This is a genomic window from Aeromonas sp. S41-2, from assembly GCF_027705845.1.
GTDB lineage: Bacteria > Pseudomonadota > Gammaproteobacteria > Enterobacterales > Aeromonadaceae > Aeromonas > Aeromonas hydrophila.
The window spans coordinates 125,337-152,004 of sequence record NZ_JAPDCG010000002.1; the positions used below are offsets into that span (position 1 = coordinate 125,337).

Genomic DNA, 26,668 nt, shown 5'->3' on the forward strand with positions numbered 1-26,668 from the left:
GGCTGGACAAAAGTGCGGGGGATAATTAAACAAAGAGTGGTTAGTGGGTGGCGCGGCCGGTTCGTCCAGACAAAAAAGGGGGGCAATCTGGTGACCTGACCCGCAGCTTTGCGCTAAAGACATAGCCGAATGACGACAGTTGAGTAGAATAAGGTCGATTTTGACAGCATGTTTGCCAGCCATGGTGCGAGCCCGCAGGCAATTGTGTTGCCATCTATTGCCAATCAAAGGAGAGGATGATGAAAAAGGCGATTACCCTGCTGTTTCTGAGCACCCTGGCGGCCCCGGCTCTGGCCGATGAGTGCGCGTTGGTCATCGAAGGCAATGATGCCATGCAGTACAACCTCAAGGAGATGAGCGTCCCGGCCACCTGCAAAGAGGTCACCGTGACCCTGAACCATACCGGCAAGATGCCGGTGACCGCCATGGGCCACAACTGGGCGCTGGCCAACACCGCCGACTATCAGGCCGTGGCCACCGCAGGCATGAGCGCCGGTGCCGACAACAACTACCTGCCCAAGGATGACCCGCGCGTGCTGGCCCACACCAAACTGGTGGGCGGCGGCGAAAGCACCAGCGTCACTTTCAAGACCGACGGCCTGGCCGGCAAAGATCTCACCTTCTTCTGCTCCTTCCCCGGCCACTTCGCCATGATGAAGGGCACCTTCAAGGTCGGCTAAACACAGCTTGTCGACCCAGAAGCCGGGCAATGCCCGGCTTTTTTGTGCCCGCTTGCGGCGTCGGTTGGATGTCAGTGCGGGCGCTATCGCGCGCCGTTTTATGATCCGGCGCCGGGTGAGCGGAGGAGTGAGAGGGTAAAATAGGCGCCTTTCGGGCCTGCTGGGCCCGCTCGAGAGGAAGCAAGGTCGTCATGAAAGCCATGAAATGGGTGATCAGCAGTTGCCTGCTGCTGGCATGCGCCATCGCGCTGGCAGCGGAGCCGCCGGTCAAGAAGAGCAGAAACGGTATCTGCCATCCCCAGGGCGGCACCTATTACAGCCGCACCAAGCACTACACCCCCTACGACTCCATGCAGGCCTGTCTCGACAGCGGCGGACGGGCGCCCAAACGCTGACCGGTGTCAGGCCTGCTCCTGCCGCCTATTTGGGCTGCAGGGTAAAGAAGGCGATGGCGCTCTTCTTCTGGCAGTCGAAGTGGATGCTCTGCTCGCCGCTGATCAGCAGAGTCTCGTTGACCGCCATGGGGTGGCCCGCCGCCGTGAGCTGGCCGCTCAACAGGTAACAGAGATAGGTCTTGTCCGCTTCCAGGGTGAGGGTGAGCGGGAAGGGCAGGTTGAGCACCCGCACGTTGGCGCTGAGGCGGGCCGGATCATAGATGAGCCCCAGATCCGTCACCTCTTTTTTCAGCAGTTCGCAGTGGGTGTCGTCATCCCCGCTGAAGTGGGCCGCCTCGAAGGTGGCGTAGGGGTGGCCGTTGAGCACGAAGCCGGCCCCGCTGATGGGCAGCAGGATGCGCTGATAGCCGGGAAATTTCGAGAAGGGGCCGGCCCCCTTGATGGGCGCTGAGCTCAGCCGGTAGGCAAAATCGAGCCTGTCGAGGCTGGTGCCGGCAGGAGAGATGAGGATCTGGGCTGTGGTGCCCTGCTTGTTCTTCCAGGGCATCTTCAGCTGGTCGGACTCTTTTATCAGGGTGATCAATGGCGCCTCGGCAGGTGGTGAGCGGGGTGAATCATGTGGCCCAGTGATACCACCCCGCCCACCGCTCCACAAGGCTGCGGCACTCACCTGCCATCCGCTTGCCCACTATTTCGCCGATGCCACCCGCTTCGCCTCTCCTTGTCCCCTGCCGCGTGGTCATCCCTGTATGAAATACCGCCAGTTGGGCAAGGCGGGCAAGGGCAAAGCCTCAGGCTGTGATCCCGGCGCTGTTAAAGCGGCGGCGGCTCGCTACACTGGCTGCTCTGTTGCCCAAGGAGGCCCCATGACTCACAAGATCATTCTGGATACCGATCCCGGTATCGATGACGCCATGGCAATTCTGTTTGCCGAAGCCCACCCCGCCATCGAGCTGCTCGCCATCACCACCGTATTTGGCAATGCCACCATCGAGAACGGTACCCGCAACGCCCTCTGGCTCAAGCAGCAATATGGCATGAAGGCAGATGTGGCACAGGGGGCGGCCGCCCCGCTGCGGCGCGAGCCGGTGGGCCCGACCACCGTGGTGCACGGGCCGAGCGGGTTTGGGGACGTGACGGCGGGGGAGGTGACCCTGGCGCCGGATCCCCGGCCGGCCTGGCAGTATATCGTCGAGGCGGTGAAGGCCGCTCCCGGCGAGATCACCCTGGTCACCATAGGCCCGCTCACCAACCTGGCGCTTGCGCTGCAAGAGGCACCCGAGATCACCGGCCTGGTGAAGCAGGTGGTGGTGATGGGGGGCGCCTTCGGCGTCAACGGTCATCGTGGCAACGTGACCCCTTATGCCGAGGCCAACATCCACGACGATCCGGATGCCGCCGACCGGGTATTCACCGCCGACTGGCCGGTGGTGATCATCGGGCTGGACGTGACCCAGCAGAGCTTCTTCAGCAGCGCCTATCTCGACGCGCTGCGCGACGACGCGGGCGAGCCGGGGCGCTTTCTGTGGGATGTCAGCCGCTTCTACCTGCGCTTCTATTCGGAGCGGATCGGGCTCGACGGCTGCCACGTGCACGACCCGTCCGCCATCGCCTACGTGATCGATCCGACCCTGTTCACCCTGCGCGAGGGGCCGGTGCGGGTCATCAACGAGGGGCCCGCCATCGGTCACACCCTGCAGAAATTTGACGGCAAGTCCCATCCCCACGACGGCTGGGCCGATTATCGTGCCCAGCAGGTCGGGGTGGCGGTGCGGGATCAGGCGCTGCTGGCGCTCTATCGGGAGACGCTGGTAGCCTGGGGCCGCAGCCGCTAGGGGCGCTTGGCGAGCAGGGTAGCCTGCGGCCGGGCTTGAGGCGCGGCTGTGATCCGCGCCAAACAATCGGGGGTCAGTTGCGGCTTATACTGTCCGCAACTGTGTGAAGAAGGAGAAGCAGGATGGCTTGGTTGTCGTTGCTGGTGGCGATCGCCCTCATCTGGTGGTTGATGAAGCTGGGGCGTGGCGCCCTGTTCGAGATCCGGCTTGCGCCAGGCAAGGTGCAGGTCAAGCGGGGCAAGGTGTCGCCGGCGTTCATCGAGCAGGCCAGGCAGATCCTGCGCCACGAGACGGTGCGCGGGCGCATCCTGGGTCAGCGCGATGGTGATGGGGTCAAGCTGGTCTTCTCCCGCTCCATCCCCGAGCCGGTGGCCCAGCGCTTTCGCAATATCTTCCCCTATGGTGACTACCGGTTGGGGGCGGCGCCGCTCTCCGGCTCCAAACCGCGCAAGGGGTGAGTCGTCACTCACATAGCAAACGGGCCTCCACTGGAGGCCCGTTTCGTTATGGTCGGCGCAAGTTATTGGTGGAGGGCGCGTTGGGCCTTGACCGTCTCCGGCTTGATGGCCACCCCTTCATTGCCCCAGGAGGCGCGCAGGGTGTTGACCAGCTCGGCGATCTGCTGATCGTTGAGGGTCCAGCCGTAACCCGGCATGTGGTAGCCGATGTTGCCCTGGGTGACCGGGGTCTCGGCGCCGTGCAGCAGCACGTTGAGCAGGCTGCTCGGGTCCTCGGCCAGCACGGTCTGGTTGCCCACCAGCGAGGGGATGACGTGGTCATTGCCCTGGCCGTTGACCCCGTGGCATGTGGAGCAGTACATGGCGTAGTCCGCCTTGCCGCCGGCACTGGCGTAGGCCCGGTTGCCTTTGCTGGCCGCCGCGTCGTCGCCGAGTTCGGTCAGGTAGGTGGCGATGCTGGCCAGATCCATGTCGCTGAAATACTGGCTGCTGTGCGTGATCACTTCCGCCATGGGGCCGCTGACGGCCTGATGCTGGCTGCGGCCGGTTTTCAGCAGATCGATCAGCGCCTGCTTGTCATAGCGGGTGCCGCGAATGTTGGGGGCATACCAGCCATCCAGGGTAGCGCCGCTCAGATAGAGGGGATCTGCCTCGGTCAGGGCTTTTTCCTGCATGCCGAGCCCGCGCGGGGTGTGGCAGCTGCCGCAGTGGCCCGCCCCCTGAACCAGATAGGCGCCGCGATTCCACTCCTCGCTCTTGCCGGCCACCGGGGTAAAGCGACTGTCATCGTGATAGACCCAGTTCCAGCCGTTGAGCGGCCAGCGCATGTTGAGCGGCCAGGGGATGTCGCTCTCCTTGTTGGCAACAGCCTGCGGCTGCACATCCTGCATCAGGTAGTGGTAGAGGGCGGTGAGATCCTCATCGCTCATCTTGGCGTAGGCGGTGTAGGGCATGGCCGGGTAGAGGGGATAGCCGCTGCGGGTGATCCCTTCGCGCATCACCTTGATGAACTCGGGCAGGCTGTAGTTGCCGATGCCGTGGGTCTTGTCGGGGGTGATGTTGGTGGCGTAGACGGTGCCGATGGGGGTGGGGAAGCCCTTGCCGCCAGCGAGCGGCTTGCTTGCCTCGCTGGTGTGGCAGGCGGCGCAGTCCCCCAGCTTGGCCACGTATTCGCCGGCCGACATGGCAGGCGCGGCCTGCAGGGTGAAGGCGGGCAGGGCCAGCAGCACGGCGCTGGCTGTCAGGGTCAGGGGGCGGTTCATTTGGCGCCTCCCTTGTGCATGGCAACCAGCTCGTTGACGGCGCGCCAGGCCTGATCGATGGCGGAGTGGGCGTAGGGGCTCCAGTCCGAGTCGGAGTTGGCGATGGTGATGTTGCCGACCGGCTGGCGACCCAGCTCGATCCACTTGTCGCACTGCTCCTCGTCATCGAACAGGGTGTTGGTGATGTAGGAGTAGCCGTGGGACCAGCGGTTGACCGTGATGGCGAGGATATCCTGCTCATGGTTGAAACCGGCGCCGCCCAGCATCCCCTGCAACTGTTCGCGGATCATCTGCTCGTGCTGCTCGAACGGCATGCCGAGGATCATGGCGCGCCCCTTGCGGGACTGCTCGCGGGCCGACAGGCCGCTGCCCGGCAGGGTCGGCACGTAGACCATGTGCAGGCACATGGGCTGATCCGGGTTCTTGGGATGCTCGTAGCCGCCGAGGTTGACCGGGTAGTCGAGCTTGACCCGGCTGTAGGGGGCGGCCGGGGAGTAGACCTCGTGCACCCCCAGCTTGACGAAGGATTGCCAGTTCTTGATCACCACCTTGGTGTAGACCAGCGGCGCCTTGACGTTCTGGCGCAGCGCCTCCTTCTGGGGCTCTGCCATCTCGGGCACCATGTAGGGGATCATCATGTTGTAGCCGGCCATGATGGACTGCCTGGCCCGCACCCGGTGCAGTTTCCCCTCCTTGATGTAAGTGACGTCCACTCCCTGTTTGCCGTCTTTGAGCGGCACGTTTTTGGCCTGCAGCGCCGTGCTGCCGAGGCGCAGCTGCACCTTGTGCTCGGGCAGGTCGAGCTTGCTGTAGTCAAACTTGGCCAGCACCACGTCCTGCATGGTGTGGCCGGGGGCTACCTGCGGGATGAGCTTGCGCACCATCAAACGGGTCAGGCCGGCGTTGCCGTCCGGGAAGTGGAAGATGTAGGGATCGTCCAGCTCCGCCTGCTCCTCGGCATCGAGCGGGGTCAGGTTCATGCCGCCAAAACCGGGCAGGGCGCACAGGCGTGCATCGGCGCAGGCGGTGGCGTCGATGCCGACCGCCTGGAAGTCGTTGGTGCGTTGCTGGAAGTAGGTGATGGCCCGCTCGCTCAGGCCCACCTTGTCGCGCAGGAAGGTGGTGTAGCTGTTGCGGGTCATCCAGAGGTCTTTTTCCGCCTGGGTCATGCCGCTCAGGTAGTCGGTCTTCTCCTCGTGCAGCGCCAGCAGGGCGGCCTTGTCGCTCTCATCGAGCGGGAAGTCGCCGATAAACTCCGCCAGCGGACGGCCATTCAGGCGATCGCGCGGGATATCGTCGGCCACGTTGTGGCCTGGGTCACCGCTCACCACCTTGTTGACACCAAAGTGCTTCTCGTCGAAGTAGACGCCGCGGCTCAGGCCCAGATCCGGGTAGAAGGTCTGCTGGAAGCCTTTGGCCAGCTCGTCGATGTTGACCTCGAGCGCCTTGAGCAGCCCCAGTGCCACCGGGCTGTAGACGGAGCGCGGCGATTGCAGGGATTCGCTGCCGCCGTAACCCAGCCGCAGGCCGTCGGGGGTGGTGAACTCGTTGCGCTTGGCGTGGCCACCGAAGTCGTCGTGGTTGTCGAGCAGCAGGATCTTTTTGTCCGCGCCGAGCAGTTGCTGATAGAAGCAGGCAGCCGCCAGACCGCTGATGCCGGCGCCGACGATCACCAGGTCGTATTCGCCCTCGAGGGGAATGTTGGCGAAGTCATACTGTTTGCCGTCGCGGGCGATGCTGTGGGCCGGTTCGAAGGAGCCCGGGTGGTTGCCGCGCAGCCCGGTGAGGGCGGGCGGGTAGACCAGCGTTTTTTCAGCCAGTGCCGTGCCGCCTTCGGCCGCTTGCAGCAGCTTGATGGGGGCAACCCCGGCCGCAATGGTGATGGCGACGCCGTTGAGAAAGTCTCTGCGTGTGATGCTCATGGCAATCCCTGTGTATGAAGAGTCAAGTGAGAAATGGGATAAGGTTGAATTCGTGACTGGCGAGTAACGAAGGGGCGCAACCTACCGCCATATCCGGATGGAGTCCATGGGTTTGATAATAACTTATTAAACAAAATGATGGACCCTGTGATCGGCCAGGTCGCATGAGACGTATGTGGTGTGCATGTTTGCGGGTAAAGCCGCACCAACCTCATGGAATTAATTGAAATTTAATTTGATTAATTATGGTTAATTTCGAGTCCCTCAATTGTTCTGTCCTGAGCGGCCAATTGTGCACGGATTTCAGCCCGGAATTTCGCCGGCTAGCCACAAAGGGGTGTCATTTGTCCTTGTTAAGTAAAGGGTTAAATCGCGGGATGTCTGTTTAATAAACAGATACAGGGTGAAATGGCACCAGCTGGCGATGAAAGGGGGTCGAGGTGGTTTTGATAATTTTCATGACGTCAAGGCATTAACATGCAACACACAGAAATCGCAATCCACACACAAGTGAAAGATTAATTTTTCATGTTGTTCACATCCCCCCCGGGTGAAATAGAATGCTGCGTTTTTCTTACAACTTTAGCCCTGCGAAGATGAGGACATTGCATGAGACCTTTTGATGTAAAGAGGGGCTTGGGCGCTTTGCTGTTGCTCGCGACTGCCGGCTTGCTGAGCGGCTGCGACATGGCTCTGATGAGCCCCAAGGGACAAGTTGGTCTGGAGCAGAAGTCACTGATACTGACCGCACTCGGCTTGATGCTGATTGTGGTGGTGCCGGTGATTGTGATGGCGGTGGCGTTCGCTTACAAATACCGAGCGTCCAACACCAAAGCCACCTATGCACCGGACTGGGCCCACTCCAACAAGATTGAAGCGGTCGTCTGGACCGTACCCGTCATCATTATCGCCATCCTGGCGGTGATCACCTGGAAAACCTCCCATTCTCTGGATCCCTACAAACCGTTGGAATCTGAGGTGAAACCGATCCAGGTCGATGTCATCTCCCTTGACTGGAAATGGTTGTTTGTCTATCCGGAACTGGGCATCGCCTCGGTCAACGAGCTGGCATTCCCGGTCAACACCCCGGTCAATTTCCGGGTGACGTCCGACACCGTGATGAACTCCTTCTTCATTCCCCAGCTGGGCGGCCAGATCTACGCCATGGCGGGCATGCAGACCAAGTTGCACCTGATCGCCAACGAGGCAGGCCAGTACAAGGGCATCTCGGGCGGCTACAGCGGCGCCGGTTTCTCAGGCATGAAGTTCAACGCCATCGCGACGCAGGATCAAGCCGGTTTCGACGCCTGGGTTGCCAAGGTGAAGGCCTCCTCCAAGGCGCTCAACACCATGGATGAGTTCAATGCCCTGGCCAAGAAGAGCGAAAACCACCCGGTGGAGTATTTCGCCAGCGCCGATCCCAAGCTGTTCGTCAACATCATCAACAAGTTCATGGGTGACATGAAGCACGGCGAGCACGCCGCCATGCAACACGGCGAAAAGCAGGCCGCGATGTCCCATGACGAGTCCATGAGCCACGAGGGGATGGAGCATGATGCCTCCATGAACCACGCAGGCATGGAGCACGGCGACGCCATGCACCATGAGGCCCAGGGCGAGCAGATGGACCACGCCGGCCACATGCCGGCCGACAAGACTGTGAAAGCGGGTACTAACTGATGTTTGGAAAATTAACACTCGACGCTATTCCGTACCATGAACCCATCATCATGGTCACGATAGCCGGTATCATTCTGGGGGGCCTGGCCGTCGCCGGGCTCATCACCTATTTCGGCAAGTGGCAATATCTGTGGAAAGAGTGGCTCACCTCGGTGGACCACAAACGCCTCGGTATCATGTATCTCATCCTCGGCATGGTCATGCTGCTGCGCGGCTTCGCCGATGCAGTCATGATGCGTACCCAGCAGGTCATGGCCTCGGCCGGTGGCGAGGGCATACTGCCACCGCACCACTACGACCAGATCTTCACCGCCCACGGCGTCATCATGATCTTCTTCGTGGCCATGCCGCTGGTGATCGGTCTGATGAACATCGTGGTGCCGCTGCAGATCGGTGCCCGTGACGTCGCCTTCCCCTTCCTGAACAACCTGAGCTTCTGGTTCACCGCCGCGGCCGTGGTGCTGATCAACGTCTCCCTCGGGGTCGGTGAATTCGCCCAGACCGGCTGGCTGGCCTATCCGCCCTTGTCGGGGCTGGAGTTCAGTCCGGGGGTCGGGGTCGATTACTGGATCTGGAGTCTGCAGATTTCGGGTCTGGGGACCCTGCTGACCGGCGTGAACTTCTTCGCCACCATCATCAAGATGCGCGCCCCTGGCATGACCATGATGCGCCTGCCGGTGTTCACCTGGACCGCCCTGTGCGCCAACGTGCTGATCATCGCCTCCTTCCCGATCCTGACCGTCACCATCGCCCTGCTCACCGCAGACCGTTACCTGGGTACCCATTTCTTTACCAATGACATGGGTGGCAACATGATGATGTACATCAACCTGATCTGGGCCTGGGGTCACCCCGAGGTGTACATCCTGGTACTGCCGGTCTTCGGGATCTTCTCCGAAGTGGTGGCGACCTTCTGCAAGAAGAAGCTGTTCGGTTACACCTCGCTGGTGTGGGCGACCATCGCCATTACCGTGCTCTCCTTCATCGTCTGGCTGCACCACTTCTTTACCATGGGGTCGGGCGCCAACGTGAATGCCTTCTTCGGCATCACCACCATGATCATCTCCATCCCGACCGGGGTGAAGATCTTCAACTGGCTGTTCACCATGTACCGCGGTCGCATCGAGTTCACCTCGCCCATGCTGTGGACCGTCGGTTTCATCATCACCTTCACCGTGGGTGGCATGACCGGGGTACTGCTCTCCGTGCCGGCCGCCAACTTCGTGCTGCACAACAGCCTGTTCCTGATCGCCCACTTCCACAACGTCATCATCGGCGGCGTGGTGTTCGGTTGCTTCGCCGGTATCACCTACTGGTTCCCGAAAGCGTTCGGCTTCAAGCTGGATGACGTCTGGGGCAAGCGTGCCTTCTGGTGCTGGATCACCGGCTTCTTCGTCGCCTTCATGCCGCTCTACGTACTGGGCTTCATGGGCATGACCCGTCGCGTCAGCCAGAACATCGATCCCGAGTTCCACGGCTGGCTGGTGGTGGCTGCCTGCGGCGCCGCCCTTATCGCGCTGGGCGTACTGTGCCAGGTGATCCAGATCGTGGTCAGCATCCGCGACCGCGAGAAGAACCGCGACCTGACCGGCGATCCCTGGGGCGGTCGTACCCTGGAGTGGTCCACTTCCTCACCGCCTCCTTTCTACAACTTCGCCATCGAGCCGAAGATCAAGGGACTGGATGCGTTCTGGGAAGCCAAGCAGGACGGTTCCGCTTATCAGCAGCCCAAGCACTATGACCCGATCCACATGCCGAAAAACTCCGGTGCCGGCGTCATCATCGCCGCCTTCAGCACCCTGTTCGGCTTTGCCATGATCTGGCACATCTGGTGGATGGCCATCGCCGGCTTCGTCGGCATGATCGCCACCTGGATCATCCACAGCTTCAACGATGACGTGGACTACTACGTGCAGGTTGACGAGATCGAGCGGATCGAGCGTCAGCATTTTGAAAATATCAACAAGGTGGCTTAATTCCATGGCGACTGACGTTCTACATCACACCCAGGGTGCCCATGAGGATGGGCACCACGATGCCGGTGCCAACAAGGTATTCGGCTTCTGGATCTACCTGATGAGTGACTGCATCCTGTTCGCGACCCTGTTCGCGACCTATGCGGTCCTGGTCAACGGCACTGCCGGCGGCCCGAGCGGCAAGGACATCTTCGAACTGCCGTTCGTGTTTGCCGAAACCATGCTGCTGCTGCTGAGCTCCATCACCTTCGGCTTCGGCATGCTGGCCATGAACAAGAACAAGGTCGCGGCGGTCAACACCTGGCTGTTCATCACCTTCCTGTTCGGCGCCGGCTTCATCGCGATGGAGATCTATGAATTCCATCACCTGATTGTCGAGGGCTACGGTCCGGATCGCAGTGGCTTCCTCTCTGCCTTCTTCACCCTGGTGGGCACCCACGGTATCCACGTGACCAGCGGTCTTGTCTGGATCATCGTGATGATGGTGCTGGTCGCCAAGAAGGGGCTGACCGATCGCAACCGTACTCGTCTGATGTGCCTGAGCCTGTTCTGGCACTTCCTCGACGTGGTGTGGATCTGCGTCTTCACCGTGGTCTATCTGATGGGGGTCATGTAATGAGTCATTCCGTTGACAATCACGGCGCCAGCCACGGCAGCGCCAAGAGCTACCTGATCGGCTTCGTGCTGTCCCTGATCCTGACCGCCGTGCCGTTCTGGATGGTGATGGACGGTTCTGCCTCCCACACCACCGTGCTGGCCACCGTGGTCGGCATGGCAGTGGTGCAGATCTTCGTGCATCTGGTCTACTTCCTGCACATGAACACCTCGTCCGAGGAGCGCTGGAACCTGGTGGCACTGATCTTTACCGTGCTCATCATCGCCATCGTGGTCGTGGGTTCCCTGTGGATCATGTACAACCTCAACATCAACATGATGGTTCACTGAGCAGGTTGGCAATGATGATGAAGCAATACCTGCAAGTGACCAAGCCGGGCATCATCTTCGGTAACCTCATCTCGGTTATCGGAGGGTTCCTGCTGGCCTCCAAGGGGAGCCTGGATGTGCCCCTGTTCATTCTGACCATGGCTGGTGTATCACTGGTGGTCGCCTCCGGTTGCGTGTTCAACAACTACATCGACCGGGACATCGACTGCATCATGGAGCGCACCAAGAACCGTGCTCTGGTGAAGGGTCTGATCGCCCCCGGCGTATCGCTCTGGTACGCCACCGCGCTCGGCATTGCGGGCATTGCACTGCTCTACTTTGCGGCCAATCCGTTGGCCGCCCTGCTGGCGGTGCTGGGCTTCATTGTCTATGTGGGGGTCTACAGCCTCTACATGAAGCGTCACTCGGTCTACGGCACCCTGGTCGGCAGCCTCTCCGGCGCGGCGCCGCCGGTCATCGGCTACTGCGCGGTGAGCGGTCAGTTCGACTCTGGCGCCTTGATCCTGCTGGCGATCTTCAGCCTGTGGCAGATGCCGCACTCCTATGCGATCGCCATCTTCCGCTTCAAGGATTACCAGGCGGCCAACATCCCGGTGTTGCCGGTGGTGAAGGGGATCCCGGTGGCCAAGCTCCACATCACCCTCTACATCCTGGCCTTCATGGTGCCGACCCTGATGCTGTTCCTCGGCGGTTACGCCGGTTACAAGTATCTGGTGGTGGCCACCGCGGTCAGCGTCTGGTGGCTGGGGATGGCGCTGTCTGGCTACAAGGCGGCGGTGGATGACTCCCTCTGGGCGCGCAAGCTGTTCATGTTCTCCATCGTTACCATCACCTGCCTCAGCGTGATGATGTCGGTGGACTTCCAGCCGGAGGCCGAGCGTGCGGTGCTGGTGAGCATGCTGCCCTAAGGTGCATACCTGTCATGCTCCGTGTTGTGATGCGACGCGGGAAAATCAGTAGAATCCAGAGCCGGGAACCTTCCCGGCTCTGTTATTATGGGGCCGCCCCGTCGGGCACTTTTCCCTTGTGTCGGGTGTGGCATGGCACGTGTCGGCCACCCCTTGAGTCTTCCTTTTCCCTGACCTATCGAGGCCATCATGAATGATTTCACCATGACGAGGGGCGAGCGCCGTGCCACCTGGGCGCTCGGCTCCGTCTTCTCGTTGCGCATGCTCGGCATGTTTATGGTGCTGCCGGTGCTGACCACCTACGGCATGTCGCTGGCGGGGGCTTCCGAGGCGCTCATCGGCCTGGCCATCGGCATCTACGGCATGACCCAGGCGCTGTTCCAGATCCCGTTCGGCCTGCTCTCCGACAAGGTGGGCCGCAAGCCCCTCATCGTCGGCGGCCTGCTGATGTTTGCCCTCGGCAGCGTGATTGCGGCGCTGACCCACTCCATCTGGGGCGTGATCCTTGGCCGCGCCCTGCAGGGTAGCGGCGCCATCTCGGCTGCCGTGATGGCGCTCTTGTCGGATCTCACCCGCGAGCAGAACCGCACCAAGGCGATGGCTTTTATCGGGGTGAGCTTTGGCATCACCTTCGCCATCGCCATGGTGACCGGCCCCCTTATCACCCATGCACTGGGGCTCTCCGGCCTGTTCTGGCTGATCGCCCTGCTGGCGCTGGGGGGTATCGCCGTCACCCTCTGGCTGGTGCCGACCCCGAGCGGCCATCTACTCAATCGCGAGTCCGGCATGGTGAAGGGGGGGATGCGCACCGTGCTGACCAACCCGCGCCTGCTCAAGCTCAACTTCGGCATCCTCTGCGTGCACACCCTGCTGATGTCGAGCTTCGTGGCGTTGCCGCCGCTGCTGGAGCGCGCCGGCTTGCCCCGCGACAGCCAGTGGCAGGCTTATCTGGTCACCATGCTGATCGCCTTCGTCAGCGTGGTGCCGTTCATCATCTATGCCGAGAAGCGCAGAAAGATGAAGCGGGTGTTCCAGATCTGCGTGCTGGTGATGCTCATCGCCGAGCTGGTGCTCTGGCAAAGCGGCCTGCAGCTGTGGGGCCTGCTCGCCGGGCTGCAGATCTTCTTCATCGGTTTCAACGTGATGGAGGCACTGCTGCCCTCTCTTATTAGCAAGGAGTCGCCCCCCGGCTACAAGGGCACCGCCATGGGGATCTACTCCACCAGCCAGTTCATCGGGGTGGCCATCGGCGGCAGCCTCGGCGGCCTGCTCTACAGCCTGGGCGGCGGCGCCCTGGTGTTTGGCGGCTGCGCCGCGCTGGCCCTCGTCTGGCTCGGGGTCAGCCTCACCATGGCCGAGCCCCCCTATGTGAGCAGCCTGCGCATCGTGTTGCCGGAAGGGGTGGCGGCAGACGCGGCGCTGGAGCAGAAGATCCGTGCCTGCGAAGGGGTGAGCGACGTGCTGCTGGCCGCTGCGGAGCGCTCCGTCTATGTGAAGGTGGACAGCAAGCGCCTGAGCCGGCACGATCTGGAGTCGCTGGTCGCCGCCTGAAGACGCCCGCCTGCATGAAAAAGCCCGCCAATCCTGAAGTGAAACCTTAGTGTTGTGTAGTAATGCACTGCTGGCGTTGTGAATCGCCCCGGCCTCTCTAGACACTTTTGAGTCGTTCAAAGGACAGCCGGATTACCCCGCCCGGCCCGCCATCGTGGAGACAAAGGCCGTACCCGGGGGACAGGGCCGGATTACATCCCAGTCATGGTGGTGCAAGACCGAGCAGGCCACCTGGCTGACTTCCAGTTGGAACGGCTGAATGCCAGGGCAAGTGAAGGCGGTGCTTCAGCCGCTTATCGCCCCGTATGCCGTCCTGTGCAGCGATGGTGCCGGGGGTGTATGCGAGTTTCAGCGAGGGACTGGGGATAACACACCAAGTGGTGCGCAATCGTGCAGGAGAGCGGGTGGTGGGTGCATATCACATCCAACATGTGAACGGGTACCACAGGCGATTGAAGGAGTGGATGGAGCGGTTCCATGGGGTAGCGACCCACTATCTGAGGAATTATCTGGGTTGGCGCAGGATGTTGGAGCGCTATGGGCGGGAAGTGAATATCTCACGTTGCTTGCATGAGGCGCTGGGGCGCCCCATGCAACACGTAATTGGGACATAGCCTAATTTATGGGGCTTCATGATTTGCTTCGAGCCAACATTCTAAGTTTCTGACGGCTACTTTAAATGTTGTTTCCAGTTCGACAGGATTTCCAATAGCTGATTCTAAGTCTGAGCAATGTTTCGCAAACATATCAAGACCAAGGCTTAAGGCGCTTCCTTTAAGTTTGTGTATCAGTGATGCCCGTTCTTTAGGCTCGCTTGCTATAATTTCAGCAATAATAATCGTACCTTGTGTTTCAAATAACTCGATGAGTTCCCTTATTTTCACCATACCGAGCAGAGGCAAGTCGGTATCCAACACTGGATTGATGTTCCAGTGCCTCATAGGATTGGTCTCGACCGGCGCCATTTTGGCCTGTGGTAAACTCTTATCCTGAAACTGACGAACAATGGCTGTTGCCAATGCGGCCAGCCGCACCGGCTTGCCGACAAAATCGACAAACCCGGCTGCAAGGCAGCGGCGGATATCCTCCGGATACATCTGGGCCGAGATGGCGATTGCAGGCAACGGGCGCTCATGCATCTCTTCACTGATGGCAGCCAGATCCTCGCGCAGGGTCATCCCGTCCATATCGGGCAGGTTGATATCGAGCAGCGCCAGCTCGAAGGGGCGCTCGGTCACCAGCGCCAGCGCGCTGCGACCATCCTCCGCCAGGGTGACGCGATGGCCGAGGCGGGTCAGCATGCCGTGCGCCACCAACCGGTTGATCTCGTTATCCTCCACCAGCAGGATGTCGCGGGACTGACCAAGGTGCAGCGGTTGCGCCTCGGCAGGCAGCTGGGCGCTCGAGCGTTGCAAGGGTAGGCTGAAGCTGAATTCACTCCCCTTGCCCGGTTCGCTAGCTAGGATAAGCTCGCCCCCCATGGCGGCCACCAGCTTGCGGCTGATCGCCAGTCCCAGCCCGGTGCCGCCCTGATGGCCCATATCGCGCTTGCGCTGGTGAAACGCCTCGAACACCACCTCCTGTTCATCGGCCGGAATGCCGGGGCCGGTATCGCGCACCACGAAGCGGATGCAGGGCTCGGCGCAAGGGCCTTGGCAGACAAGCGGCGCTACCATCAGGGTAATCTGGCCACGGGCGGTAAACTTGACTGCATTGCCGAGTAAGTTACCGAGCACCTGCCGCAGCTTGCCCAGATCCCCCTCGACCACAGGCGCCAGCTCGGGTGCATATTCCAGCGCCAGGGTGACCCCCTTGGCCGCTGCCTTTGGCCGAAACAACGCGCTGAGCTCATTCACCAGCTGGAACAGGGGGAAGGGTTCACGGCGTGCCTCCACATGGCCTGCCTCGATCTTGGAGTAGTCGAGAATGTCGTTGAGGATCTCCAGCAGGGATTCGCCGCTATGCTCGATGGCGGCCAGATAGCGCTGCTGGGTCTCGCTGAGGTGGGTATCTTCCAGCAGCGTCAGACCGCCCAGAATGCCGTTCATGGGGGTGCGGATCTCGTGGCTCATGGTGGCGAGAAACACCGACTTGGCCCGGTTGGCCTGCTCGGCCTCGGCGCGGGCCTGCCGCTGCTTCTCCACCTCCTCATTGAGCCGCTCGTTGGCGTGGCTGAGCTGGCCTGTGCGCTCCTCGACCCACGACTCTAGCTCTCGCTGATAGCGGCCCAGCTCCACCGCATTGTCACGAAACACCTGCAGGGCCCGTCCCAGCTCCGCCAGCTCATCACGCCCGGTGCTGGCGATCGGCTCAAGGGGAGCCAGATCTCCGCGCGCCAACCGGCTCATCCCCGCCACCGCCCGTTGCAGCGGCCAGACGATCCGGCCATAGACCATGCGCCACATCAACAGCATCAGCAGTACCAGCGTAAACAGGCCAATGCCCATCAGCGCCTGCTCCAGCAGCCTGAGGCGCTGACTTAACGCCTGCTGGCTCTGCCCCAGCGAATCGCGGGCACGGCTGACCAGCTCACCGACCTGCTGGTTGAGGCTGCTCATCAGGGCTTCATTGGCATTGGCCAGCACCTGCAGCGCCTCCCCCTTGCCGAGCCAGTCACTGCGCAGTTGCACCAGCTTGTCGCTCTGCGCCAGCACGGTCAGCGCCTGTTCCACCGCCTGCCGGCGAGCCGGATCGGTCACCGCTCCGGCCCGCAGTTGCAAGATGGCCAACTCCCGCAGCCCCTCTTGCAATAGCGTTTGCAATTGTTCTTGTCGATCGCTGCGCCACATCTCTTCGATGCGCTGTTGCTGCATCAGGGTGCGATGACGCAGCTCGGTCATCTGCTCCTGCCAGTCGAGATCCTGCTCCAGCAGGCGGTCCAGCGTCCGGGCCGCCTGCACGCCTTGCTGTTGGTAGAGGGAACCCAATCCCGCCACCATCACGGTTTCGGCGTTCTCCATCTGGCTGCGTGCCAGCTCGGCAATCTGTCCGGCCGCCGCCACCAGACGGGCCCGCTGCGCCTCCCCCTGCGTCATCAGGGTCAGGCGCTCTCCCACCAGCCAGCCCTGCTGACCCAGATTGCCGATGATGCTCTGACTGAGCTGATCGAGGCTTGTTGAACCCTGCCCACGGCCAAGTTGTGCCAGTACCTGTTGTAGCTGTTGTCCCTGCAGGGTGAGCAAGCGCCCCTGATGCTCCCGCTCCTGCTCGCTGGTCGCGGTGGCCAGCAGCCGCGATGCGCTCTGGACCTCGCTGCTGAGACGAGAGAGCGTGCGCGCCAGCTCCTGGTCGGCCAGAGTCTGCTGCACCCCTTGCTCCAGCTGGCGCAGATGGCTAAGCCCCACCCAACCCAGCAGGGAGGCACTCAGTGTGAGTAATGCCATCAGGGAGAAGGCCAGCAGCAACTTGCCACCCAGGCCGGAAAAGATTCTCACGGGAAGTCCCTTGGTTGTGGTCGGCTTTGACCGGATAATATGGCCCAACACTTTAACAAAACCTCTGACCATGCGAAGCGTCTATCTCTCCCCGTTGTTGCTGATCTGGTTGCTAATGCTTCCCCGAGCCACTCTCGCCTTTGCGGTGGATCTCTGGCCCAGCGGTGAATTCAGCGGCCAACCGGTACGCCAGCAGTGGCCGGAACCCGCCGCCGCAACCAAACCACTGACCCTCTGTGCCCTCTACCCCCATCTGCGCGACGCCTACTGGCTCTCGGTCAATCAGGGCATGGTGGACGAGGCGAAGCGGCTGGGAGTCAAGTTGCAGATCCATGAAGCGGGGGGCTATGGCGCCCTCGTCGAGCAGCGCCAGCAGTTGCAGCGCTGCGTGCAGGAAGGGAGCGACGCCATCTTGCTCGGCGCGGTGAGCTATCAGGGCTTGCGCGAGGCAATCAAGGTCACGCCGCTGCCGGTCTTTGGGTTGGTCAACGATCTACCCAGCGGTCTGGTGCAGGCGAAGGTGGGGGTCTCCTGGTACCAGATGGGGTGGCAGATTGGCCACTGGCTGGCGCAGCGCCACCCCGCAGGCAGCAAACCGGTCTCGGTCGCCCTCTTCCCCGGCCCGCAAGCGAGCGGCGGCAACAACTTCGTCGAGCCGGGCTTTGCCGATGCCATCAAGGGGAGCGCCATCAAGCTGGTCACCACCGAGCGCGGCGACAACAGCCGGGAAATCCAGCGTACCCTGGTGCAGAAGATGCTGGCCCGCTATTCCGACCTCGACTATCTGGTGGGGGGCGCCATCGCCGCCGAAGTGGCGGTCAACGAGCTGGCACAGCGCCATCTCGACAGGCCCCAGGTGCTGAGCACTTACTTCAGCCACGGCGTACAGCGGGGCTTGCGCCGGGGCAAAATCCTGGCCGCCAACAGCGATCAGATGCGGCTGCAGGGGCGCCTTGCAGTGGCTCAGGCGGCCTGCCTGCTGCAACACCCTGATGCCAGTGCCGAGCAGTGCCCGCGGGTGATGGGGCCACCCATTCTGACGCTGTCTGCACCACTGGCTGATCCCGCCGATTCCCTCTCGGATGGCGCTTTTCGTCCCGTTTATCGGGTCGAATAGCCGTCCAAAATCCGATTAGCACACTCAAGGAGAAGAGATGAAAGAGTTACATGCCAGCTGCCTGTGCGGCGCCGTCGCCCTGACCCTGCCGGATCAGTTCGACTATATGGGGAACTGCCACTGCAGCGAATGCCGCAAGTTTTCAGGGGGTGATTACGCCTCGGTCGGCGGACTGGATGGCAACAAGGTCACCATAGTGAAGGGGGAAGAGGCCATCGGCCGCTACCGGAAATCGGCAGAGACCACCCTGGCCTTCTGTCGTCACTGCGGCTCCAGCCTGTTCAGCCAGAAGAGCAGCAGCGGCAAGATCAACCTGCGCCTCGGGGTGCTGGACGATGTGCCGAGCCAGCGGCCCGCGTTTCACATCTTTGTCGGCTCCAAGGCCCCCTGGCACCAGATTGGCGACGACTGCCCGCAATTTGAAACTCGCCCGCCGGTCTGATACCCGGCCAAACAGGCCAAGGCCACCGCAACGGGGTCAGGAGGCTATCTCGCCGGCAAACAGATAGCCTTCACCGTGGATGGTGACAAACAGCTGGGGATCTCGCGGATCTACTTCCATCTTGCCGCGCAGCCGCCGGATCAACACGTCTATGGTACGATCGCTCGGGCCATCGCCACGATGGCTGATGAGAGTCAGGATCCGCTCCCGACTGAGCACCCGCCCGGCATGGGCGACAAAGGCCACCAGCACTTCATATTCAGCCTTGGTCAGACGCACCGGCACCCCATCCTTGCTGAGCTGGCGGCGGGGAATGTCAAAACGCCAGGGGCCGAAGCGCACCGCATCGTCAACGACCGCAGGCTCGCTCGGCGCGGCGGCCGACAGCGAGATCCGCCACAGCAGATTCTTGACCCGCACCAGCAGTTCCCTGAGCTCGAACGGCTTGGTGACATAGTCGTCGGCCCCCATCTCGAGGCCGACAATCCGGTCCACCGCATCACTGCGGCCGGTGACCAGAATGATCCCCACCGTGCTGCGCGCCCGCAGTTCACGGGTTAGCAGCAGACCATCTTCCCCCGGCAGATTGATATCCAGCATCACCAGATCGACCGTCTGTTCCGCCAGCACGGCGCGCATCTCCTGGCCGTTTTCGACCGCAGTCACCCGATAACCCTCCCGCTCGAAATAGCCGGTCAGCTTCTCGCGGGTCACCGCATCATCTTCAACAACCAGAATGTGGTAGCTCATGGGCAGGGTTCACGAAGGTCGACAAGGGAGGATTATTCTATTCACATTTTGTCATAAATACCCCTATTTCATTAATTTGTGGCGGTAACCCTGTTCACAACACCTCCCTATCATGGCTCCCATCAAAAAAGTGATGTGAGAGAGCATGATGAAAAAACTGTGGCACTTCCTGCGCACCCCCAGCCGTCGCTGGTCGGTACTGGCGCTACTTCTGGTGGGCGTCGGCGTCACCCTCGCGGGTACCGTCGGCCTGCACTATGGTTTTGAGAAAACCAGCAGCCTCGAATTCTGTATCTCCTGCCACTCCATGAAAGACACCGTCTATCCGGAGTACAAGGAGTCCATCCACTTCAAGAATGCCTCCGGGGTACAGGCGGTCTGTACCGACTGTCACCAGCCGAAGGACTTTGTCGGCAAGGTGGCCCGCAAGATGGAGGCAGCCAACGACCTCTATCAGGAGTACATAGGCTACAGCATCGACACCCAGGAGAAGTTCGAGGACCGGCGCCTGCATCTGGCCGAGAAGGTGTGGGCTCGGATGAGCAGCCAGAACTCCAAGACCTGCAAGTCCTGCCACAGCTACGACAACATGGATCACGCCAAGCAGTCCCCGGCAGCAGCGCTGGCGATGAAAGATGCGGCGGCGAAGAACATGAACTGCATCGAGTGCCACAAGGGGATCGCCCACGAACTGCCCAACATGGCGGGCGGCTTCCGGGCCACTTACGCCACCTTGGTCAACGACGCGCAAGAGGCGCCAGCCGCCGAGACCCTCTACAACTTGGGTGAAAAAGATCTCTATGCCAGCGAACAGAGCACCGACCCGGTCGGCAAACTGCTGCCAGCCTCCCGCATCGACGTCGTAGACCGCAGCGGCGATCGCCTCAAGGTGACCATCGAAGGGTGGCGCGAGAGCGACGGCAAGGGCCGGGTGCTGAGCGAATACATGGGCAAGCGGGTCTTCGTCGCCACCATCCGTGACGAACTGAAAGCGAGCGAGAAAGTGCTCAAGCAGGAGACCGACAGCGCCACCCATATCAAGTGGGAACAGGTTCAGGTGCAGGCTTGGGTCGATGGCAAGGGCTTTGAATCCTCGCTCAAACCGATCTGGGATTACGCCGGCGAGATGTACAAATCCACCTGCAACTCCTGCCACGGCGCACCGGATCCCGCTCACTTCACTGCCAACGGCTGGATCTCGGGACTCAAGGCGATGTCTGCCTACTATCGCCTGAGCAAGGAAGAGGAGCGCACCCTGCTCAAATACCTGCAAAACCATGCCGCCGATACCGGTGGTCAGGGCAGCCACTAAGTCCGGATTCGAAAGAGGAATAACAAGATGATCAATATTTCCCGTCGTGGTTTTCTGGGCGGCTTGCTGGCCAGCGGCGCCTCTGCCCTGATCGGCCCCTCCCTGCTCGGTCGCGCCGTGATGGCCGCCGAGTCCGGCGACAAGCTGGTGCAGTCCGGTTCCCACTGGGGTGCCTTCCGCGCCCGGGTGGTCGATGGCCGCTGGGTCGAGACCCTGCCATTCGAGCATGACAAGCACCCCACCGAGATGCTCAAGGCCTTGAGTGAAGTGGTCTACAACCCCTCCCGCATCCGCTACCCCATGGTGCGACTGGACTGGTTGCGTAAGGGCCACCAGTCCGACACCAGCGAACGCGGCCAGAACCGCTTTGTGCGGGTCACCTGGTCACAGGCGCTCGATTTTTTCTATCACGAGCTGGAGCGGGTGCAGAAAATCTATGGCCCGAGCGCCCTCTACGCCGGTCACTCCGGCTGGCAGTCGGTGGGCAAACTGCACTCCGCTGGCGCCATGCTGGGACGCGCTATGAACCTGCATGGCACCTATCTGGCCAAGGCCGGTGACTACTCCACCGGCGCCGCTCAGGTGATCCTGCCCCACGTGGCGGGCGCCATGGAGGTGTACGAGCAGCAGACCTCCTGGCCGCTGGTGCTGGAGCACAGCAAGACCATCGTCATCTGGGGCTCCGACCCCGTCAAAAACCTGCAGGTGGGCTGGCTGGTGCCGGATCACAGCGTCTACGACTACTGGGCGCAGCTGAAAGAGAAGGTGGCCAAAGGCGAGATCCGGGTCATCAGCATCGATCCGGTCAAATCAAAGACCCAGAAGTACCTCAATTGCGATCAGGTGACCCTGAATCCGCAGACCGATGTGCCGCTGATGCTGGGCATCGCCCACACCCTCTACAGCGAGAAGCGTCACGACGAGAAGTTCCTGAAAGACTACACCACCGGCTTTGACAAGTTCTTGCCCTACCTGCTGGGCACCAGCGATGGTCAGGTGAAGGATGCCGAGTGGGCCGCCGCCATCTGTGGCGTCCCTGCCGAGACCATTCGCGAGCTGGCCCGCACCATGAGCAGCGGCCGTACCCAGCTTATCGGCGGCTGGTGCGTGCAGCGCATGCACCACGGCGAGCAGTACGCCTGGATGCTGGTGGTTCTGGCCTCGATGATTGGCCAGATCGGTCTGCCAGGCGGTGGTTACGGCTTTGGCTGGCACTACAACGGGGCAGGTACCATCACCTCCAGCGGCCCCATCATGTCCGGTTTCAGCTCGGTCATTCCCGGGGTCAAGCCGCGCCATGACGGCGACTGGAAGGGCTACTCCAAATTCATTCCGGTGGCCCGTTTCATCGACTGCATCCTCAATCCGGGCAAGCAGATCGCCTTCAACGGCCAGACCATCACCTACCCCCACATGAAGATGGCGGTGTTCTGCGGCAACAACCCGTTCCACCACCAGCAGGATCGCAACAAGATGGTCGCCGCCTGGCGCAAGCTGGAAACCGTGGTCAGCATCGATCACCAGTGGACTGCCAGCTGCCGCTTCGCCGACATCGTGCTGCCCGCCACCACCACCTATGAGCGCGATGACATCGAGCAGTGGGGCTCCCACTCCAACGCGGGCATTCTGGCCATGTACAAGGTAGTGGAGCCGCTGTTCGAGGCGCGCGATGACTACGACATCTTTGCCGATCTCTGCCGTCGCTTCGGTCGCGAGGCCGAGTTCACCGGTGGCAAGAGCAAGCTGGAGTGGATCCAGAGCATCTATGACGACGCCCGCCTGCAGGGCCGCGGCATCGGCATTCGTCTGCCCCGTTTCAGCCAGTTCTGGCACGGGGAAGGCTTCGTCACCTTCCCGGCGGGCCAACCCTGGGTACGCCACGAGTCGTTCCGTCAGGAGCCGGATCTAGAACCGCTCGGCACCCCGTCCGGCCTTATCGAGATCTACTCCAAGACCATCGCTGACTACGGCTATGGGGATTGTCCGGGTCACCCGGTCTGGATCGAGCCCTACGAGCGCTCTCACGGCGGGCCGGGCAGCAAACAGTATCCGCTGCACCTGCAATCCTGCCACCCGGACAAGCGGCTGCACAGCCAGCTCTGCTCCTCCGACAACTACCGCGCCACCTACACGGTACAGGGTCGCGAGCCAGTCTATATGAATCCACAGGATGCCAAATCCCGTGGCCTCAAGGACGGCGATCTGGTGCGGGTATTCAACGGCCGCGGTCAGGTATTGGCTGGTCTGGTGGTAAGCGATGATTACGCCCCCGGCGTGGTACGCATTCAGGAAGGTGCCTGGTATGGTCCGCAAGAAGGCGGCAAAGTAGGTACGCTCTGTACCTACGGCGATCCCAACGTGCTGACTGCCGACATCGGCTCCTCCAGCCTGGCGCAGGCCACCACGGCCCATACCGCGCTGGTGGAGATCGAGAAGTTCCGCGGACAGGCTCCCGCCGTCACTGCCTTCGGCGCGCCGGAATCTGCCAAGGGCATCGACCCCATGTTCCCGGCACTCTGACCCCAAAGGGACGAAAGCGCCCCCTTGAGTTTTCTTTATTTTTAACGTCGTTAGAATCGGGAGCCTCTATGGCTCCTGATTGCCATCCACGGAGGAAAAATGCAGGAATTTATGGCTACCAGCGAACGCCGGGCCGAACTCTACTGGTGGTTCTCCACCCTGTTCGCCGCCGAGCTCAGTGATGAGCAGATCGCCGAATATGACACCTATGATGTACGAAGCTTCCTGAAAAGCCTCTCCACCCAGGATCCAATGCGCGAAGCCGTGGCCGAACTCAACGACGCCATCGCGCGCCTGCTGGTGCGCCCGGATCGCCAGCTGGAACTGGCCGCCGACTTCGCCGGCCTGTTTCTGGTGGATCCCAAACAGGGCGCCCTGCCCTACGAATCGCTCTACCGCGGCGAGGCCAAGTTGCTGATGCAGGCCCCGATGACCGAGATGCAAGCCCGCCTCGATCGCCTTGGTATCAATGTCAGCGATAAATACAAAGAGCCTGCGGATCATCTGGCCATCGAGCTGGATCTGATGGGCAATCTCATCATCCGCGCGGCGGAAGCCAAGAGCGCGGCCGAGCGGGAACGCTGGCTCGACGAGCAGGAAGCGCTGCTGCACGGCCACCTGCTGGGGTGGTTCGACAAGTTCGAAAGCGCCTGTCGCGCTGCCGACCAGTTTGGCTTTTATGGCGCCAGTGCACACTTGCTTGGATTGTTTCTCAAAATGGATACCAATTACTTGGATGAGCTCAAATATGTGTATTAATGCCATGAATGGATGAGAACAATTGAAATAATATTACTCAATAGAGCCAATTACGATATAGAGGTAACTATGGCTGCAGAAGGTATCAACTTCACAGGGGACCCCATCATGCTTGATTGTGATGCATTGCTGACGTTGGGCGTCCAGTTCACCGGCCAGTAACTTGGTCTCCAGTTGTTTGATAATGACTGCAAAGGCATTGTCGAGCCTATCTATATTTCCTTTAGTCTATTTGCCGATCAGACTGGTTCGCTCGGATAAAAAATCGAATCGGTAGCGGCTCTGTATCAGACGATCGCCAAAGCGTGGTGAGATCTCATGCGGCAGACCCCAGCTGATGCTGGAAGGCAGTGTGAAAGCTTGGATCTCAGGAATGTGAATGTGTGTGGCAGGACATGTGGGATGGGGCATGGCCATAGGTTGAGCAGATGCAGCCTGTTATGCTCGGGGGCATCGCGATGCACCTCGAGCCTGTTGATAAGGCAGGTTGTGTTCGGTGACCCCAATGATGCAAAGGGCCAGCCTATGAGGGCTGGCCCTTTATGCTGTTTGGGGATAAACGAGACGGAGGGGTGTCAACGAGCGATGTCAGTCGTCTCATTAATAACCGCTAGCCATTGAGCCGGTCCAGCAAGAGCAGTGAGCCGTACTGGGCCACCAATCAGTCTGGGCGCAGGCCGTTCTGCTGGGCTTATTTTCAGGTATTTCGTAACGCGCTGTGAGCCAGCCACCGAGCAGGGCGATGCGGTGGCCGCTCGGGATGTGGGTGAGCGACGTCCCTATGCCCCTCCCGTGAATCAGGAAGGGCACGGCCTGGCCGCCGATGTCGATATCCATGCGTTGCCCCTTGAGCTCGAAGGTAGTGTGTTCCCCGGTTTGCGGATGTTTGCCGGGCACCTTGATAGTGATGTTCTTTGCCATCTCACACCTCCGGTTTGGCTTCAAAGTGGTGGGTCACAACGCCTACGTCCGGGTCGATACTGATAAACGCAGGGGCTTGCTGGTAGTACTGGTAGAGCCGCGCCAGTTCAGAGCGAAACGCCTCGACGTTCGGTGCTATCACATGGCAGGTATCCCCTTCGGCGTAGGTAAAGGTTTCGAGCTTCTCTGTGTGAATCCAGATGCCGAAATACCATGCATCTTCCTCGGTGTCGTATTGCTGCCAGCCCTGGGCCAGTAGTGTTCGGTCGTAGTAGTAGCGGTCTGCCTGATGGCTCCCTCGGTCGATGCGGCAACCCGTCACGGTGAGTTCAAACGGGATACAGCCCGCCTTGCGGGCCTTCTTGACCCGGTGCAGTAGCTTGAGGGCTTTGGCTCTGCTACGGCCATTACCTAGCGAGTGTGGTTGTGTGGCCCGCAATGCCAAGTGGGTCATTATCTTCGGGGCGGTGTTGTGGTTGAGCTGACCGATGGCAGCAGTGATCTGCCGAGCGGACAGGGTGTTGTAATCACGTAAGTCATGCATGGTGGGGTTTCCTTAAAATGCAAACAGCCCCTCGGAGTGAGGGGTTGTATGGGGTCTTGTTTGTGCTGGTGGCCGTGGCTCAGGTGTGACTACTCCAATCCGGCTTGTCATTACTACCGTGGTTGACGTAGGCCCCGACAATTACCCGTTGCCACTCACCGACCGGCTGACCCGCTGCATTACAGGAGCAGCGAAAGCGTGCGAAGTTAATCTCTCGTGGCAGGTGCTCACGCATATCCCGTGGGCTGACAAAGAGCGTGGTCTTGTGCAACACCGGGTTGGGCGCCACCAGCGGGCCTGCAATACGCCGCCCCTCCACATCGTGGGCATAGGCAAAGCCCGGCAGCATCAACTGCTGACTGATGAGCTTGGCGAGTCCTGAATGGGCACACATGGCCTCCGCTACGGCGGCTTGGCTAAAGCTGTCGTTGAACTCAATCATTGTTGTTTCTCCATTTCAGCTGGTGAACGGTAGGCCGCTGCAAGCAGCGCAAACTGTTCGACCAGATAACTGATATTGATGCCCAGTTCATCGCTCACCGCATCTCCCAGACGATGATGCAGGTGTGCCATGTCATCGGCGATGCGCTGAGCCAGGTGGGCGCTTGAGTTCGATAGTGAGCTTGTCACCGTCAGGGTGATGGAGAGAACCATTACATCTCTCCCCAGGGTGCTTGCTCCCACAGTGACAGCCGGGTCAGCACGTCTTGCGCCAGCGCCTGCTGCAACTGCTGTATTACTTTTACAAGCCGGGGAGCCTGCTCGGTGCTCCCACTCCATTCGCTCGATTGGTACAGGGTGCAGCAGGTGAATTTGTACAGCGCCACCAGCTCGCTATCGGTGAGCGATTCCTGGTGGTAATGATGGGCAGGTTTAAGCGGACTCAGCTTGTTTGAACGGTGCTGGCGCGGTTCCTTGCGTTCCTGCTGACGTCCTAGCTGATAGCGATGCCAGACCGCCCGCCGATTGGCGAGCATCATCAGTCGCACTAACCGGTCAACCCGCCACGTCCAGGTACTGGTCGTGCCTGCTGGCGGCAGCCACCAGAAGGATCGCAGCAACTCAAGGGTGTAGTGCGGTGGCATGGGAGCATTGCAAAAGCGGTGCAACTGTACGGCAAAGGCCAGGTAATCCTGGCGGTCGATCATGAAGGCAGACATGGTAATAGCTCCTTGAAATGCAAAAGGCCACCTGCAGTGAGGTGGCCCTTTAGGTGATATCGGGATATCCGGATTGTGGCGCTGATGATCCAGGTTT

The 26,668-nt window shown here is 61.0% G+C and carries 25 protein-coding genes and 2 pseudogenes; 16 read left to right on the top strand and 11 right to left on the bottom strand.

What is annotated here, in order from left to right; all coding sequences use genetic code 11:
- Positions 1–239 precede the first annotated feature (239 nt).
- Together azu and OKC44_RS05080 are read left to right on the top strand one after the other, a co-directional pair.
- A complete protein-coding gene (azu, locus tag OKC44_RS05075) occupies positions 240–680 on the top strand; it encodes an azurin (RefSeq protein WP_016351438.1) in 441 nt (146 codons plus the stop codon).
- A gap of 191 nt (positions 681–871) precedes the next feature.
- Positions 872–1,075 (top strand): hypothetical protein, encoded by a 204-nt coding sequence (locus OKC44_RS05080; RefSeq protein ID WP_041217886.1) that lies wholly within the window; start codon positions 872–874, stop codon positions 1,073–1,075.
- Between the two features lie 25 nt (positions 1,076–1,100).
- On the opposite strand, the gene OKC44_RS05085 is transcribed toward OKC44_RS05080, so the two are convergent.
- Entirely contained in the window at positions 1,101–1,658 is a 558-nt protein-coding gene (locus OKC44_RS05085; RefSeq protein WP_044800412.1) for a HutD family protein, read from the bottom strand.
- 283 nt (positions 1,659–1,941) lie between these two features.
- On the opposite strand from OKC44_RS05085, the gene OKC44_RS05090 reads away from it, so the two are divergent.
- Positions 1,942–2,910 carry a nucleoside hydrolase gene (locus OKC44_RS05090; RefSeq protein WP_016351435.1) on the top strand — a complete coding sequence of 323 codons (969 nt, stop codon included), beginning with the start codon at positions 1,942–1,944 and terminating at the stop codon, positions 2,908–2,910.
- Positions 2,911–3,032: 122 nt separating this feature from the next.
- The gene (locus tag OKC44_RS05095) at positions 3,033–3,368 is read left to right on the top strand and encodes a DUF3634 family protein (RefSeq protein WP_016351434.1); all 336 of its coding nucleotides are present in this window, start codon (positions 3,033–3,035) and stop codon (positions 3,366–3,368) included.
- A 62-nt stretch (positions 3,369–3,430) separates the two neighbouring features.
- Here the strand turns inward: OKC44_RS05095 and OKC44_RS05100 are convergent, their stop codons facing one another.
- Positions 3,431–4,630: a cytochrome c gene (locus tag OKC44_RS05100; RefSeq protein ID WP_045789366.1), complete on the bottom strand. Its 1,200-nt coding sequence runs from the start codon at positions 4,628–4,630 to the stop codon at positions 3,431–3,433.
- Entirely contained in the window at positions 4,627–6,552 is a 1,926-nt protein-coding gene (locus tag OKC44_RS05105) for an NAD(P)-binding protein (protein WP_024945054.1), read from the bottom strand. The genes OKC44_RS05100 and OKC44_RS05105 overlap by 4 nt, the downstream gene beginning before the upstream one ends.
- 609 nt (positions 6,553–7,161) lie before the next feature.
- Between OKC44_RS05105 and cyoA the strand changes: the two genes are divergently transcribed.
- The 7 genes and pseudogenes from cyoA to OKC44_RS05140 form a co-directional block, all read left to right on the top strand.
- On the top strand, positions 7,162–8,232 hold the full coding sequence (gene cyoA / locus OKC44_RS05110) for a cytochrome o ubiquinol oxidase subunit II (protein ID WP_080761608.1): 1,071 nt from the start codon (positions 7,162–7,164) through the stop codon (positions 8,230–8,232).
- Positions 8,232–10,208 (top strand): cytochrome o ubiquinol oxidase subunit I, encoded by a 1,977-nt coding sequence (gene cyoB, locus OKC44_RS05115; RefSeq protein WP_045789367.1) that lies wholly within the window; start codon positions 8,232–8,234, stop codon positions 10,206–10,208. Before cyoA ends, cyoB begins: the two co-directional genes overlap by 1 nt.
- A 4-nt stretch (positions 10,209–10,212) precedes the next feature.
- Positions 10,213–10,824 (top strand): cytochrome o ubiquinol oxidase subunit III, encoded by a 612-nt coding sequence (locus OKC44_RS05120; RefSeq protein ID WP_045789368.1) that lies wholly within the window; start codon positions 10,213–10,215, stop codon positions 10,822–10,824.
- Positions 10,824–11,153 (top strand): cytochrome o ubiquinol oxidase subunit IV, encoded by a 330-nt coding sequence (locus tag OKC44_RS05125; protein ID WP_005302933.1) that lies wholly within the window; start codon positions 10,824–10,826, stop codon positions 11,151–11,153. Before OKC44_RS05120 ends, OKC44_RS05125 begins: the two co-directional genes overlap by 1 nt.
- Positions 11,154–11,164: 11 nt before the next feature.
- On the top strand, positions 11,165–12,061 hold the full coding sequence (cyoE, locus tag OKC44_RS05130; RefSeq protein ID WP_045789369.1) for a heme o synthase: 897 nt from the start codon (positions 11,165–11,167) through the stop codon (positions 12,059–12,061).
- 189 nt (positions 12,062–12,250) lie between these two features.
- On the top strand, positions 12,251–13,612 hold the full coding sequence (locus tag OKC44_RS05135) for an MFS transporter (RefSeq protein WP_045789370.1): 1,362 nt from the start codon (positions 12,251–12,253) through the stop codon (positions 13,610–13,612).
- A gap of 109 nt (positions 13,613–13,721) precedes the next feature.
- Positions 13,722–14,226 (top strand): annotated as a pseudogene (locus OKC44_RS05140) (IS1595 family transposase); the annotation flags it as partial.
- A 6-nt stretch (positions 14,227–14,232) separates the two neighbouring features.
- Here OKC44_RS05140 and torS read toward each other — a convergent pair.
- Complete coding sequence (torS, locus tag OKC44_RS05145; RefSeq protein ID WP_257703065.1) at positions 14,233–17,046, bottom strand: TMAO reductase system sensor histidine kinase/response regulator TorS; 2,814 nt, start codon at positions 17,044–17,046, stop codon at positions 14,233–14,235.
- Positions 17,047–17,116: 70 nt separating this feature from the next.
- Here torS and torT point away from each other — a divergent pair, with 70 nt between their 5' ends.
- Positions 17,117–18,163, top strand: a complete 1,047-nt coding sequence (gene torT / locus OKC44_RS05150) for a TMAO reductase system periplasmic protein TorT (RefSeq protein WP_043119178.1) — start codon at positions 17,117–17,119, stop codon at positions 18,161–18,163.
- Positions 18,164–18,200: 37 nt separating this feature from the next.
- On the top strand, positions 18,201–18,605 hold the full coding sequence (locus OKC44_RS05155) for a GFA family protein (protein ID WP_016351423.1): 405 nt from the start codon (positions 18,201–18,203) through the stop codon (positions 18,603–18,605).
- 36 nt (positions 18,606–18,641) lie between these two features.
- On the opposite strand, the gene torR is transcribed toward OKC44_RS05155, so the two are convergent.
- Positions 18,642–19,355 carry a two-component system response regulator TorR gene (gene torR / locus OKC44_RS05160; protein ID WP_016351422.1) on the bottom strand — a complete coding sequence of 238 codons (714 nt, stop codon included), beginning with the start codon at positions 19,353–19,355 and terminating at the stop codon, positions 18,642–18,644.
- 145 nt (positions 19,356–19,500) lie between these two features.
- Here torR and torC point away from each other — a divergent pair, with 145 nt between their 5' ends.
- The 3 genes from torC (at position 19,501) to torD (ending at position 23,946) form a co-directional block, all read left to right on the top strand.
- The gene (torC, locus tag OKC44_RS05165; RefSeq protein ID WP_085735649.1) at positions 19,501–20,667 is read left to right on the top strand and encodes a pentaheme c-type cytochrome TorC; all 1,167 of its coding nucleotides are present in this window, start codon (positions 19,501–19,503) and stop codon (positions 20,665–20,667) included.
- 27 nt (positions 20,668–20,694) lie between these two features.
- Positions 20,695–23,187 (top strand): trimethylamine-N-oxide reductase TorA, encoded by a 2,493-nt coding sequence (torA, locus tag OKC44_RS05170; RefSeq protein ID WP_085735651.1) that lies wholly within the window; start codon positions 20,695–20,697, stop codon positions 23,185–23,187.
- 99 nt (positions 23,188–23,286) lie between these two features.
- The gene (torD, locus tag OKC44_RS05175) at positions 23,287–23,946 is read left to right on the top strand and encodes a molecular chaperone TorD (protein WP_024945044.1); all 660 of its coding nucleotides are present in this window, start codon (positions 23,287–23,289) and stop codon (positions 23,944–23,946) included.
- Positions 23,947–23,979: 33 nt separating this feature from the next.
- On the opposite strand, the pseudogene OKC44_RS05180 reads toward torD, so the two are convergent.
- The 6 genes and pseudogenes from OKC44_RS05180 to OKC44_RS05205 all read right to left on the bottom strand — a co-directional run bounded on the left by OKC44_RS05180 (position 23,980) and on the right by OKC44_RS05205 (position 26,571).
- Positions 23,980–24,363, bottom strand: a pseudogene (locus OKC44_RS05180) (type IV toxin-antitoxin system YeeU family antitoxin).
- Positions 24,364–24,546: 183 nt separating this feature from the next.
- Positions 24,547–24,867 carry a hypothetical protein gene (locus OKC44_RS05185; RefSeq protein ID WP_115600526.1) on the bottom strand — a complete coding sequence of 107 codons (321 nt, stop codon included), beginning with the start codon at positions 24,865–24,867 and terminating at the stop codon, positions 24,547–24,549.
- Position 24,868: 1 nt separating this feature from the next.
- The gene (locus tag OKC44_RS05190; RefSeq protein WP_016351418.1) at positions 24,869–25,411 is read right to left on the bottom strand and encodes a hypothetical protein; all 543 of its coding nucleotides are present in this window, start codon (positions 25,409–25,411) and stop codon (positions 24,869–24,871) included.
- A gap of 79 nt (positions 25,412–25,490) precedes the next feature.
- The gene (locus OKC44_RS05195) at positions 25,491–25,853 is read right to left on the bottom strand and encodes a hypothetical protein (RefSeq protein WP_016351417.1); all 363 of its coding nucleotides are present in this window, start codon (positions 25,851–25,853) and stop codon (positions 25,491–25,493) included.
- Complete coding sequence (locus OKC44_RS05200; RefSeq protein ID WP_016351416.1) at positions 25,850–26,065, bottom strand: hypothetical protein; 216 nt, start codon at positions 26,063–26,065, stop codon at positions 25,850–25,852. Before OKC44_RS05200 ends, OKC44_RS05195 begins: the two co-directional genes overlap by 4 nt.
- On the bottom strand, positions 26,065–26,571 hold the full coding sequence (locus OKC44_RS05205) for a hypothetical protein (RefSeq protein WP_016351415.1): 507 nt from the start codon (positions 26,569–26,571) through the stop codon (positions 26,065–26,067). Before OKC44_RS05205 ends, OKC44_RS05200 begins: the two co-directional genes overlap by 1 nt.
- Positions 26,572–26,668 lie beyond the last annotated feature (97 nt).